Here is a 12302-nt window from a genome sequence, read left to right as displayed (position 1 = left end):
CAAGCGAATGCTAAATTATGGGTTAATTTGGGACAGTTGCGAGTGGAGAGCACCTTCGATGGCTATCCCGCAGCCCGAGCGTGCCTGCTTTGGCCCCTACAGCCCTCATATGTCCTCTTTCAGGATTTCATCCAAGACGTACCTTCACAGTGTCCTATTTGATCAAAGCTCCGCGATCAGCGGCGCGCCACCGGCTTCACCGCAGCCCGCCGCTGCAGCGCGAAGCGCGCGGCCGAGCAGTTGACGTCGGGAACGAGATCGTAGGTCTGTTGGTAGAGGGTCTGCGCCAGCGTATTGTTGCCGCGGTTTTCCGAGGCGAGGGCTGCAAGCGCCGTGCGTTTGTAGGCCTCGACGATCGGTTCGGCGGCCTTGGCCAGCGCGGTGTCCTCAGACGGTTCGGACGCGAGCGAAAGGGCGGCATAGGTTGCGTCGCCATCCCTGCCGACGCGGCCGCCGACGGCGCCGTTGAAACTTGCTTCCGAAACCTGGCGCATGCGCCGGGCGTTCTTGATGCATGTCGGGATGCGGGAGGCTTCCGCATTGATGCGCTCGGCCGTCGGGCCACCGTCGGCGCTGCCGCTATCGGAGAGGATCACGTAGCCGATGATGCCGACGATGGCGAGATAGGCGACCCCCATGCCGGCGAGGAAGGCCGGCTGCTTGAGGAGCGACTTTTTCGGCTTGTCGTCACTTGTCTTGGAGGCCTCCTTCTTCGGCGCTTCCTTGGCGGCGGCCTTGACGACGAACTGGAATTCGACGTCCTTGCCGAGACGGAAGCTGTCGCCGGCTTTCAGCGAGGCCGTCTGCAACAGGGCTTCGCCGCGCAGCATGATCGGGTTCAGCCCCATGCGGCGGATGATGAAGCCGCCGTCGCTTTGGCGCTCGATGCGTGCATGGATCGGCGCCAGGAATGGATCGTCGACGACGATATCGGCATTAGCAGCCCGGCCGATCGACATTTCCGGCTTGTCGAGCACATGGCTGCGGCTCTGGCCGCCGGGACCGGTCTGCAGAAGGCTAGGCTTGTTTCCGCGAAAGAAGGAAAAGACCATGATCAGAACATCCCACTCGACATCATCTCGACAATTGCAGGCGCCAGCACCAGAAGTAGGATCGATACGACGATCATCATCGCCGGCATGACGATCTTGGCCTTCAGCTTTTCACTGGCCCTGTCGGCCTTTTCCCAGCGGCGGAAGCGCAGGTCGCGCGCATGTTCGCGCAACAGCTCGACGCGGTTGCTGCCCTCGACTTCGCCCTGGATCACGGCGCGGATGACGCGGATGACCTCTTCGGCGGTCATGCGGCGCTCCAGGCGCTGCAGCGCCTCGATCATGCCGGTGCCGAGCGCCACGTCCTTCAGCGTCTGTTCGATCTCCTCGCTCATGACAGTGCCGGGTGCCGCCTCGGCATAAAGCCTCAGGCTTTCCGGCAGCGTCGCCTGCGCCTGCTGCGTCATCACGACGAGATCGAGGAAATAGGGAAATTCGCGCGAAATGCGCTCCTTGCGGTCCTGCGCCTTGTCGTCGGCGACGACCCAGAAATAGATCGCGGGGATCAGGCCGAGGATCAGCCCGGCCACAAGCCCGCCGATCACGCTGCCGCTGGCGATGCCGAACAGCAGGCCGAGCAAGACGAAACCGAAGAGGCTCAGAACGACGAGAAGCGCGATATATTCCCGTCCCGTGACGCCGCCGAAGGGCCGGCCGGCATAGATCAGCTTCTGCTCGAGCTGCGCGCCATAATCGGCCAGAAGCGGCTCGAAATGCGTCAGCACGAATTCGACAGGCGTGCGCATGCCGATGCTGTCGACGATATTCGGCGGTGGACCATCGCCGCCCGCGGACCGGCGCACCACCTGAATGCTGCCGAGCAGATCGCCGATCCACCAGACGAACAGCGCAGCGGTAATGCCGGCAAAGACGACGGCGATCGGGGCCAGAGGTATCTGAGACATCATACCGACACCTTCATCATCGAGCGCATCCAGAAAAAACCGGTGGCATAGAGAATGGCGCCGACGATCGCGATGACGATGCCGATGGCGTTGCCGAAGACCTTGTCGATCAACTCGGGCTGGCCGAAGAAGATCATCAGGATCATGAACAGTGCGCCGCCGTTGACGACGCGGAAGTTCATGCGCGCCTGCGACGACGAGGTGGTGATCTTCTGATCGAGCTTCCAGATTTCCTTGAAGGATTTCGACATTTCCGTCAGCGGCTCGGAAATGTCGCCGCCCTGGCGAGCAAAGAGACCGAGTGCCGCATCGACCATCTTGAAGTGCAGGCTCGGCACGTTGCGGCCGTGGCGGTCGAGCGCTTCGACCAGGCCGATGCCGAGCTTCTGTTCACGGGCGATGCGCTCGAACTCGCGCGAGGCCGGCATCTGGCCGGTATCGGCGACCGCATTGACGGCGATGGCGAGCGGCTTGCCGGTGCGCACCGCCGAGACGATCTGGTCGACGGCATAGGGAAGCTGCGATTCGATCTGCAGCCAGCGGCGCTGCAGAAAATAACGGATCACGCCCTTGGGCAGGAAGAAGGCGACCGGGATTGCGATGACAAAGCCGAAGATCGGCCCGAAGATCAGCGAGATCACCACGAAGACGACGATCGCCGTGATGGCATAGGCGAGGATCATCGTATAGGGCGGAACGGCATCGCGCCCGAAGACCTGCGCCGCCTCGCTGGCGAGCGCGATGTCACGTTCGGTGGCACGCAGCAGCGGCGCCGGCCAGCGCACCGGCGCGCCCCAGACGAGCAGTCCCGCCGTTATTGCGCCGAGGGCGACCGTAAAAATCTGCAGAATGCTGATATTCATCGCTTTTCCCTCAGACGAACATGTCCAGTTTTTCGATCTCGCCGTCGTCATTGAACTCGACGAGCTCGGCGACGAAGCTCGGCAGGTAGCCGGTGAAGGCATGCACGGCCTGGCCGCCGGCGCGGCCGACGAGATTGAAGATCGGTTCGACGATGATGAGGCCGGTATCCGGATCGATGCCGATCACCTCCGAAATCTCCGTCACCGCGCGCCGGCCGTTCGCCAGGCGGTTCAGCTGCACGACGAGTTCGACGGCGGCAACGATCTGCTGGCGGATCGCCATGACAGGCAGCGAGCTCTGGCCCTGCAGCACCATCACTTCCAGGCGGGTCATCATGTCCTGCGGCGTGTTGGCATGCGCCGTCGTCATCGAGCCGGCATGGCCGGTGTTCATCGCCTGCAGCATGTCGATCGCCTCGGCGCCGCGGCACTCGCCGACGATGATGCGGTCAGGTCGCATGCGCAGCGCGTTGCGCACCAGGTCGCGGATGGTGACGCTGGTTTCCGACTCCGCCGTCTTCGGCCGCGATTGCAGATAGACGACATGGATACCGTCGAGCTGCAGTTCGGACGTGTCCTCGACGGCAACGACACGCTCGCCAACCGGAATGAATTGCGACAGGCTGTTCAAGAGTGTCGTCTTGCCGGAGCCGGTGCCGCCGGATACGACGATGTTCTTGCGCGAGCGGACGGCCGCCTCGAGGAAGGCGCGCATCGGCTCGCTGAGCGCACCGGCGGTCACCAGCTTGCTGATATCGAGCCGCGACTTGCCGCCGAACTTGCGGATGGTGAGGCAGGCGCCCTTGACCGCCAGCGGCGGAATGACGGCGTTGACACGTGAGCCGTCCGGCATGCGGAAGTCGGCCATCGCCTCGCTCTCGTTGATCGAGCGGTTGGAATCGACGGCGATGCGCTCGATCACCTTCATCAACTGCCGCTCATTGGCGAAGGCGAAGGGATAGCGTTCCAACAGGCCGAATTTTTCGACGTAGATCTCGTCGTAACGCGTCACCATGATTTCCGAGATGACGTCGAGATCCATCAGTTCGGAGATCGTCCCCCAGCGGTACATCAGCTCCTCGATGCTGGAGCGCAGGTGCATATGGGCGATCTCGTAACGGTCGCCGGCGTTGAAAAGAGCCTGCCGGGACTGGAAGGCGGCGCTGAACCGGGTGTCGAGCTGGGCGAAGTCCGAGCGGGTGGATTCGAAGTTCAGCTTGAGCTGCAGAGCCGAAATCAGCGCCTTGCCGACGTCGAAGAGACGGCGATTGTCCTGCTCCTCGCGCGAGAGGCTTGCGGCATTCGACGAACCATCCCGCCGCCCCGTGCGGGCGATGCGTTTTGCCAGCCAGCGATAGACGGCGTTCTTGATGACGAGGATGACGAGATCCTGCGGCGCACTGTCGAGCGCCTCCTTGATGAACATGTCGAGGCGTTCGCGGATGCGGCCGCGCGTCTCCTCGCGGCCGAAATCCGCGGATTTCACCAGCCGGTCATATTGCGTGTCCTTCAGCAGCCGTTCGTGAATTTCCATCTGCAGAGCGAGCACACGTTCCTGATCGGGAAATTGCGTGACCACTTCGGCGGCCGCGGCCGGCTCGACGAGTTCGATCGTGACGTTCGGCACCCAGATCGACATGCCGGCCGATACCGCAACCGGCATGCCGGCCCGAAGCGGCTGATCGTCGACCCGAGTTGGGTTGCGGCCGTGATGCTGCACCGACCAGCCCTGGCCGGACTTGCGCAGCACGAATTGCGGCGAAGAGACATGGCTGCCGCGCAGCCGCACGACGCCCGCGCCGGCGGGCAGCGTCAGCGTGCTGCTTTCGCCGACGAAATAGGTCTCGTTCGCCGAGAGCGGGATTACCTCCCGACCGCTGCCGTCCTCATAGGAAATCTTCAACAGCATGGCTCATTCCCCCGCGGCGGTCACATGCGCGTCCAGTTGATGCTCGGCAGGTCCTCGACAGTATTGTCGGCCGGATTGCGCAGCACGAGGTTCAGGCTGCCGTTCGACTGGCCCATGGCAAAAATCAACATTTCAGCTTCCGACGGCGTCACTTCGACGGTCACATTGTTGTAGGTGCTGTTGGCCTTGGTGACCGCGCCCTCCGCCGTCGTCGCCGCGCCGACGGCCAGCACTTTGACATTCTGCAGGAAGGTGCGGGTGACGACGCGGGTGCGCGAGCTGATGCCGAGTTTATAATCCTGCGCCTGTTTGCGGTAAGCGTTGACATCGTTCTCGTCGGCGCCTGGATACTGGGTGAGATAGTTCTTCAGCATCTGCTCGACCGGCGACTGCGGCTGGGCTGGAGCCTGCGGCTGTCCGGCCACGGCCGGTGCCTGGCCCGGGACGGCAGGCTGACCTGGCACGGCAGCGGGCTGGCCAGGCGCCCCCGGCTGGGTCGCGGCGGCCGGCGCCACAGGCTCGACCGGTTCGTCGACCGTGCCGATGATATCGACATAGCTGCCTGGTTCGACGAAATGGCCGACGGCCGCGGCCGCATTGACCGGAAGGGTCAGCGCCCGCTTGCCGGGCGCGATCATCGTCGTCAGGCGTCCGCCGTCGGTATCGTCGAAATACTGGAAGAGCAACACGGAGCCGGCCGGAATATCGGCGGCGGCCGTCCTGTCCTTCAGCCATTCCTGATAGGCGCTGGCGGCAGGCACCGCGAGTTTGGCGAGCGCCCCGAAGCTTTCCGGCAGCATCACCGGCTCGGCAAGCATGTCGGGCGTAATCGCCTGTCCTCGCGTGACCTTCCTGTCGGGCTGGAGCCGCATGAAGGCATAGGCCGTCTGCTCGTTCTTGACGCTCTCGGTCCAGAAGTAGAGCAGAACGCCGGTGATCAGCCCGACGATGACAGCCGCAATGAGCTTCCAGTTCATGGTGTTATTCCCCCTACGAAGGGTTGCCTGATTTGAATGACCTCGACGGTCCGGCCGTCAGTCTTGCTGCGGGTGTAAAGAACATTGGCCTCGACGCTGCCGCGCCGGCCATAAAGGGCAGTGACTCCGCCGCGCTGCGCCGGCGGCGTCTCGATGGTGAAGCCGTCGCGGGCAAGCAGATCGGCGCGCTGATCGGACCAGCGCACGGCCGACAGCGTGCCTTTCGACACGACCGTGCGCGACGTGTGGCCCTTGTCGCGATCGCCGATATCGCTGAGCACCTCGACACCGGCCGGCGGACGCAGCGACATCGGCAGCTTGCTGATATCGGCCGGAGCCGCGAAGGCCGGCAGCGTCGAGGCAACATCCTCGAAGCGGCTCATCAGTACCTCGGTCCTCGGCGCATCGGCGGGACGGCGGATCATGATCGAGACGCCTGGGATCGGCGCTCTTGCCGAAGGATTCTTAGGATCCTGCCGACGGAGATAGTCGAGGGCCGCCTCGCCGTCGCCGTCGAAGAACCGTACCACCACGGCGAGATCGTCGCGGATGCGGCTCGTCTTCGGGACGATCAGCATGTTGGCGGCAATGACGGCGGTCAGTTCTTCCTTGTCGTTGCTTTTCGGCAGGGCAGGGCGGGTATTGACGGCCAGTACCCGCAGCCACTCGTCGGTGATATCGGAAATGCTGCGATCGCTCTGGTAGGGCGTGAATTCAAGCGGTTGACCGTTGATGACGAGATCGCGCGGCGCCCGCTCCGGCGCACCGAGGATGCCGGCCAGCACCGAATTCAGCGTCACTTTGAAATCCTTGTAGATTTCGGCGCGGCCCGGTGTGGCCATGGCGGCGGCGAGCCCGACGACGAGCAGCAAACCAGTGAGATGACCGGCGAGATGGCCGACGAGGCAAAAGGAGATGCGCGAGCCCTGTCTCATCTTATTTCGCTCCCGGAAAGACGCCGTCGAACAGATCGCCGGAATCGTCGGCCACATCGCGGATTTCCCGGCGCAGCGTCGGATCGTAGCCGCGGCTCGTGGTATCGTTGTTGTGTGAGGCAAACAGCGTCGAGTCGTCGACCGTGAACGCGTCCTTCCAGCGGAGGCTCCTGATCGTATCGAGATCGTCGGAATCCCTGAACTTGTAGACCCGGTCGGCCGTCGCGGTGACGAGCTGCGGCTTTTCATTGGCGAGGTCGCCGACCATATCGCCGAAATCGCGGCCGTTCTTTAAGGTATTCTGTACGTCGTCCCAGACAAAGGTGCGCTGAGGGTCGCCGCCGCCTTCATGCGATGGCGTGCGCGAGCAGTTCATGGCGTCGCGTCCGGGCAGTGCCGGCAAAGCCGGGATCGGGAAGGCGTTCGAGAAATCCGACGTGCAGTCCAGCCCATTCGCCTCTGCGAAGGCGGCGTTGCGCATCGCCACCATGGTTCCGACCTTCTTGGTGGAAATCTTGTTCGCATGGATGACGAAAATCACGATCAGCAGGATAACAGGCGCAGCGAGCACGAATTCGATCGATGCCAGGCCGCGCTTGTCGCGGTGCAGCCGCATCAGCAGCCCGCGGCCGGGAGGACCGCTCATAGGCTCAGTGTGTGTTGACGGCAGCCCAGGCATTGGCTCCTCCCTGATCGAAGACGCGCGTCAAGCCGGTAAAACTGTCGGCCGCCGGGCTCTGCTTGATGGTGTTCGAAACCTCGCCGATATCGTCGGCAAGCGTGGCGGGCGCAAGCGATGCGAGCCAGTCCTGCGTGTAGAGGTCGAAGGCCGTGTAATTGTGGACCCAGCTCTGTGCCAAGGCATAGGCGGACGGTGTCTTGTCCTTGAAGATGCGGATCTGGAGCCGGGCGCGCGGGGCGCGCGAAACGATCGCCAGCGTCTGGTAATCGTCGAGTTGCTCGCCGCCAAAGGGCGTGAAGTTGAAAGGTGTGCGTCCCTTCAGCCAGTAAGGCTTCGGGAAGGAGATGACGGGCAGTGCGCCTGCCATCGAAATTGCAGCGCCCGCCGGGCTGCAGACCCCATTCCAGATCGTGTCGAACTTGCGGGTGAAATCGTTTTCATCCTTTGTCTGCTTGTCGGAATAGCGCGGCGGCACGTCGATCGGCAGCTGAAAGGGGTTCACGATGCCGAATTCGATGCCGAAGAATTCCTCCGCGACAAAGAAGCTGCCATCGAGCAGTAGTTCCTGCCACCAGCTGAGATCGCCAAATTGCTCGATGATCGCCTTGAACGGGACCTTGCTCAGATAGGCCGGGCCGAAGGCTTCATAAAAGATGTAGAAATCCACTAAAGCATCGTCGATGCCGCTCTCGTGATTGACCCAGTCGCGGATATGGCTGCCGTCGACGCCGCCTGCGGTCAACGGACCCTTGCCGTTGGGGAAGCCGCGATTGGCAAACTCGCCGCGCATGAGAAACGGATCCTGCCCCTGAGTGCCATAGGTCATGGCGAGGCACATTTCAGCATAGGCCGAGGCGGGATTGATGCCGTCACGATCGACCGGCAAGTTACCGCCAGCGCCTTCTCCAGCCTGGCCGCAGGATTCGCACGGCGGATGGAAGACGACGTGGTCCGACTTGTTCAGGCGCACCAGATGCAGGGCTTCGTTGCCGACGCGCTGAGGAAAGCTCTCGACCAGATAGTCGTTGAGGTCGTTCATGGCGTCGATGATGTCGCTGGACTTCACGATGAGGCCCCAGGGATCATAATCGATCTGTACTTTTACCGTATATGCAATCGCCTTGGTGGCTCCTATCGCCCGGACCCCCTGGAACGCCAGGCAAGCGCCGTAGATGATGCCGCCGACGATCGGGACCTTCTGCCAGCCCGGGCAGTGGGGCATCGGCGGCATTGGCGGCAGGAGCGACGCCGGTCCGAAGCCATCCGTGAAAGAATATTCGGCGAGTTTCGCCAGAATGGCGCCCGAGCGCAGGGCCAGTTCCGCGGTCGTCAGCTGGAAGGCAACCGAGGTCGCCATGACGACGGTTGCCTGCGAGGAGGCGACGTTGTTCATCGCCATGATGTTGAGATAGCGGGCTTCCCAATCGGCATGGACGAGTGCTGCGGCATCCGCCGTGTCCTGCGTGCGCTGCTTGTCGTAGATCATCTGTCCCGTATTCAGGATCCAGACGATCATCAGGGCGAGCGCGATCGTCATGTAGAGAATGATCGGCGACAGGAAGCCGCGTTCGTCGCGGTGCAGACGCTTGATAAGGGTCGGTGTCATAGCAGGTTCACCTCCGCCGTCGAGATCGTGTAGTAGCGGCCGTCCTTCCTCTGGCCGCGGGCAAAGACCCAACCGGCATATTCGAGCAGCAGGAAACGCGCTTCCACCTTGGCGGTAACCGGCACGTGCGGCGAGCGTTTGATGGCGGCGGCATAAAGCGCCATCGGCGCGCGGTCGACGGTGACCGTGACGTTCTGCGGGTCGAACATGTAGCGGGCCTGGTTGCGCATCGCCCGCCAGTTCTTCGAAAGGCCCGAGGCATCGGCAAGGCTTTTCAGCGCATCTTCCGGCGGCTGGCAGGCGCCAACGCATCTCAGCTGGTCGTAAGGGGCAGCCGGGATCAGTGCCAGGCGGGCGGCAAGATCGGCCTTGCCGGCGGCGGCATCGTCATCGCAGGTCTTGACGTCGATTAAGCTGCGGAGGGTGATCGGAAAAGCCGGGCAGAAATAGACGCGGGCGCTGCGGGCCGCCGCATAGGCGGCATAATGGGTGAAGAGGTGGTTCTTGGCCAGGATCGTGAACTGGAAGACCACGAACATGAAGAAGACGAAGACCGGTGTCACGAGCACGAAATCCATCATCGTCGTGCTGCCGGAGATATCGCCGTGAAGCTCCGATATACGGCGCCGGCGGGCGGAAAGCCGCGGCAGCAGCAGCATCGAGGCAAAAAGCATCATGGCGATCGCAAAGGTACCGAGAAGCGCGCCGTGATCCTGAGGGACCCAGAAGGTCCGCGAGTGCAGGATCGAACTCCAGAAGGCACCGTCGAAGATGGGGCGTTCGAGTTCCGCGCGCATTGCCGTTACCTCACGAGTGAAAGAGGGGTGAAATCGGGCATGAAAAGGCACCAGAGAAGTCCGAGAGCTGCGGCAACGCCGAAGCGGACGGTATGATGGGTTTCGCGCGGCTTCAGCACCGAAGTGGCATCGCGGAAACCGGCAGGCAGGAGAAGCGCAAACAGTCCGACCGTTCGGGCCAGCACGCTCCACTGAACGCGCCGCGCCATGGAGAAAACGGCGATCACGCCGCCGGCCATCAGCGATGCAAGTGTGACGTCGATGGCGGGCCAGAGGCCAAGAATGGCGCCGAGCGCCGCCATCAGCTTGACGTCGCCGCCGCCGCAGCTTCCGGCTGCGAAGGCGATGATGAAGATCAGGCCGGCTGCAAGGAGGCCTGCGAAGGCAAGCCCTATCCCTGCTAGACCGCCGCTGACTGCCGCCAACATGAACCCGCCAAGCAGGCAGGGATAAGTGACGGCGTTCGGGATATGACCGTGGCGATGGTCGAGCACCGCCGCGGTCATGGTGCAGGCGACGGCAAGAGCCGCCGCCGCAGGCATCAGGGTCAGATCATAGGTCGTATCCATGATCCCGACCCGCTTATTGACCCGGCTCAGGAATTCTCTCGGCATCCGAGAGCGCCGTGTTCTTTTCGTTGAACCATTCGCCGATCTGTTTGCCGAATGCGAGCAGGATCAGCATCAGCGGAATGACGATCAGGGCGACGGCCAAGACGATCTGGGCCATGTCGCCGCGTTCGTCCTTGTGAAGTGCAATTGCGAGAGTCTTGAGTTTTCCAAACATCTGATTACTCCTCATTCCCAGGTTTGTTTCGGTTCGAAGCCGTGGTGAAGATAAACCAAGCATGCGCTATCGATCCGAACGAGCATGTTGCTCGATCCAATGATATTTTCTGCTTCAGCTTTTCTTCCCCGGCGGCCAACGTTTGTTGAGCAACACCATTAAGACCCAAGAGTGCGCCCAAGGCCAGCCCTCCGTCAAGCAAACGAAACGAAGGGTTCCAATTGTCTTGGAGGCATCCGCTGCAAAATCGCAGTTGACGCCCAATTATTTTAACTAAGCTTTTGAACTGGTTGCAGTTTTACCTGCAGATATGAAGTTTTTGACGGCCTCGCGAGGCTTTGTCTACTGCTCCATAATTGGCCAATTCTTTCAAAGCGATAGAAGAAACGGCGAGTGGCGCCCATAATAACTGCCTCCGCGGGGGCCGGCCATGGTGTTGTTTGGCGATCTGGATTAAGCTTTCGTCAAATGGCGGGGTATCGCCCGCCAGTCGATCCGGAGAGAGAACGATGGAAACGATGAGCAGCATCTTAATACTTGGATTGGTCCTCATTCCATTGATGATGTTCTTTCCGACCGCGGTTCAGATGATGGCGACGCTGTTCGGCATGAGCACGGTCCTGGTCGGGATGCCGCTCTGATGAAAGCCGTTTCCGACGACGCTGCCGAACAGGCAACCTTCCAGGTCCTGACCCGGGCGCTGGACAAACTGCTCGGACCGATCCGTTTTCTCCTCGACGATCCGAGCGTGTCCGAAATCCTGATCAACGGCACATCCGACATCTTCGTCGAAAGGCGAGGCAAGCTCGAACGCGCCGATACGCGGTTCGCCAGCCGTGAGGATCTGGAATCGGCCGCGCGCAGCATCGCGCAGTTCTCTGGCAAGCGGCTGACGCCGGAGGAGCCGAGCATCGAGGCCCGTCTGCCGGATGGTTCGCGCGTGCAGATGATCCAGCCGCCGGCCGCCCGCACCGGGCTCTGCATCTCCATCCGCCGTTTCCTGAAAGAACATCGCAGCATCCGCGACCTCGTCACCCAGGGCAGCCTGACCGAGGAGTCGCTGTCGCTGCTGCAGGCGGCTGTCGGGCTGCAGAAGAACGTCATCATCTCCGGCGGCACCGGCACCGGCAAGACGACGATGCTGAACGCGCTGTCGGAAGCCTTCGCCGACCACGAGCGCGTCATCGTCATCGAGGACACGTCGGAACTGCAGATCCGCAAGGAACACGTGGTCTATCTCGAAGTGACGAAGCCCGACCGTTTCGGCCGCGGCGGCGCCAGCATCCGCGACCTGTTCCGCTCGTCGCTGCGCATGCGGCCCGACCGCATCATCGTCGGCGAGTGCCGCGGCGGCGAGGCACTCGATATGATCCAGGCGATGACCTCAGGTCACAGCGGCAGCCTTTCGACGGTGCATGCGAACACGCCCTATGACTCCCTGCACCGACTGGAAACGCTGGCGCTGATGTCTGATATCGACATGCCGCTTCGGCCACTGCGCGCCCAGATAGCCTCGGCAGTCGACGTCGTCGTGCAGATCGCCCGCTTCAAGCGCACCGGCCGGCGCCGGGTGATCGAGATTTCCGAGATCAAGGGCCTGAACAATGACGGCCAGTATATCGTCGAAAGCATCTACAAGCTCGAGGGCGACGGCCATTCCAATCCCGATGGCGCATTGCTGTGGACCGGTGTCGTACCGAGCTTTGCCGCCGATGCAGTAGAAGAGCTGCAAGGCGCGGAGCGCCCCGAGTGGGTAGGCGCCGCCGTGCTGCAGCAAACGGCTTGAACCT

At 62.4% G+C, this 12302-nt stretch carries 11 protein-coding genes and 1 pseudogene; 1 reads left to right on the top strand and 11 read right to left on the bottom strand.

The window, feature by feature from the left end; all coding sequences use genetic code 11:
• Positions 1-176: 176 nt before the first annotated feature.
• Genes OIU37_RS28300 through OIU37_RS28250 form a run of 11 tightly spaced genes read right to left on the bottom strand, consistent with a single transcriptional unit; the run spans position 177 to position 10512 of the window.
• The gene (locus tag OIU37_RS28300; protein ID WP_180696807.1) at positions 177-1052 is read right to left on the bottom strand and encodes an FHA domain-containing protein; all 876 of its coding nucleotides are present in this window, start codon (positions 1050-1052) and stop codon (positions 177-179) included.
• A gap of 2 nt (positions 1053-1054) precedes the next feature.
• Entirely contained in the window at positions 1055-1960 is a 906-nt protein-coding gene (locus OIU37_RS28295; RefSeq protein WP_180696806.1) for a type II secretion system F family protein, read from the bottom strand.
• Positions 1957-2820 (bottom strand): type II secretion system F family protein, encoded by an 864-nt coding sequence (locus OIU37_RS28290; RefSeq protein WP_264259340.1) that lies wholly within the window; start codon positions 2818-2820, stop codon positions 1957-1959. Before OIU37_RS28290 ends, OIU37_RS28295 begins: the two co-directional genes overlap by 4 nt.
• A 10-nt stretch (positions 2821-2830) precedes the next feature.
• Positions 2831-4729, bottom strand: a complete 1899-nt coding sequence (locus OIU37_RS28285) for a CpaF family protein (RefSeq protein WP_264259339.1) — start codon at positions 4727-4729, stop codon at positions 2831-2833.
• A 20-nt stretch (positions 4730-4749) separates the two neighbouring features.
• Entirely contained in the window at positions 4750-5706 is a 957-nt protein-coding gene (locus tag OIU37_RS28280) for a Flp pilus assembly protein CpaB (protein ID WP_180696803.1), read from the bottom strand.
• Positions 5703-6641, bottom strand: coding sequence for a hypothetical protein (locus OIU37_RS28275; RefSeq protein ID WP_264259338.1), 939 nt, complete (start codon positions 6639-6641; stop codon positions 5703-5705). The genes OIU37_RS28280 and OIU37_RS28275 overlap by 4 nt, the downstream gene beginning before the upstream one ends.
• A 1-nt stretch (position 6642) precedes the next feature.
• On the bottom strand, positions 6643-7320 hold the full coding sequence (locus OIU37_RS28270) for a TadE/TadG family type IV pilus assembly protein (RefSeq protein WP_171604904.1): 678 nt from the start codon (positions 7318-7320) through the stop codon (positions 6643-6645).
• Positions 7292-8929: a TadE/TadG family type IV pilus assembly protein gene (locus tag OIU37_RS28265; RefSeq protein WP_180696800.1), complete on the bottom strand. Its 1638-nt coding sequence runs from the start codon at positions 8927-8929 to the stop codon at positions 7292-7294. Before OIU37_RS28265 ends, OIU37_RS28270 begins: the two co-directional genes overlap by 29 nt.
• Positions 8926-9726, bottom strand: a complete 801-nt coding sequence (locus OIU37_RS28260; RefSeq protein ID WP_180696799.1) for a TadE/TadG family type IV pilus assembly protein — start codon at positions 9724-9726, stop codon at positions 8926-8928. The genes OIU37_RS28265 and OIU37_RS28260 overlap by 4 nt, the downstream gene beginning before the upstream one ends.
• 5 nt (positions 9727-9731) lie before the next feature.
• Entirely contained in the window at positions 9732-10295 is a 564-nt protein-coding gene (locus tag OIU37_RS28255) for a prepilin peptidase (RefSeq protein ID WP_180696798.1), read from the bottom strand.
• Between the two features lie 13 nt (positions 10296-10308).
• Positions 10309-10512, bottom strand: a complete 204-nt coding sequence (locus OIU37_RS28250; protein ID WP_003548168.1) for a hypothetical protein — start codon at positions 10510-10512, stop codon at positions 10309-10311.
• Between the two features lie 393 nt (positions 10513-10905).
• Between OIU37_RS28250 and OIU37_RS28245 the strand changes: the two are divergent.
• A pseudogene (locus tag OIU37_RS28245) lies at positions 10906-12298 on the top strand (CpaF family protein).
• Positions 12299-12302 lie beyond the last annotated feature (4 nt).

It is taken from the genome of Rhizobium sp. BT-226 (assembly GCF_025847085.2).
Lineage (GTDB): Bacteria > Pseudomonadota > Alphaproteobacteria > Rhizobiales > Rhizobiaceae > Rhizobium > Rhizobium sophorae.
Note: the sequence above shows the minus strand (reverse complement) of the source record. Positions and strands in the feature narration are given on the sequence as shown.

Coding starts and splice junctions, on each gene's coding strand:
- OIU37_RS28300 (WP_180696807.1), bottom strand. CDS start 1,052: ATGGTCTTTTCCTTCTTTCGCGGAAACAAGCCTAGCCTTCTGCAGACC.
- OIU37_RS28290 (WP_264259340.1), bottom strand. CDS start 2,820: ATGAATATCAGCATTCTGCAGATTTTTACGGTCGCCCTCGGCGCAATA.
- OIU37_RS28280 (WP_180696803.1), bottom strand. CDS start 5,706: ATGAACTGGAAGCTCATTGCGGCTGTCATCGTCGGGCTGATCACCGGC.
- OIU37_RS28265 (WP_180696800.1), bottom strand. CDS start 8,929: ATGACACCGACCCTTATCAAGCGTCTGCACCGCGACGAACGCGGCTTC.
- OIU37_RS28285 (WP_264259339.1), bottom strand. CDS start 4,729: ATGCTGTTGAAGATTTCCTATGAGGACGGCAGCGGTCGGGAGGTAATC.
- OIU37_RS28250 (WP_003548168.1), bottom strand. CDS start 10,512: ATGTTTGGAAAACTCAAGACTCTCGCAATTGCACTTCACAAGGACGAA.
- OIU37_RS28295 (WP_180696806.1), bottom strand. CDS start 1,960: ATGATGTCTCAGATACCTCTGGCCCCGATCGCCGTCGTCTTTGCCGGC.
- OIU37_RS28275 (WP_264259338.1), bottom strand. CDS start 6,641: ATGAGACAGGGCTCGCGCATCTCCTTTTGCCTCGTCGGCCATCTCGCC.
- OIU37_RS28270 (WP_171604904.1), bottom strand. CDS start 7,320: ATGCCTGGGCTGCCGTCAACACACACTGAGCCTATGAGCGGTCCTCCC.
- OIU37_RS28255 (WP_180696798.1), bottom strand. CDS start 10,295: ATGGATACGACCTATGATCTGACCCTGATGCCTGCGGCGGCGGCTCTT.
- OIU37_RS28260 (WP_180696799.1), bottom strand. CDS start 9,726: ATGCGCGCGGAACTCGAACGCCCCATCTTCGACGGTGCCTTCTGGAGT.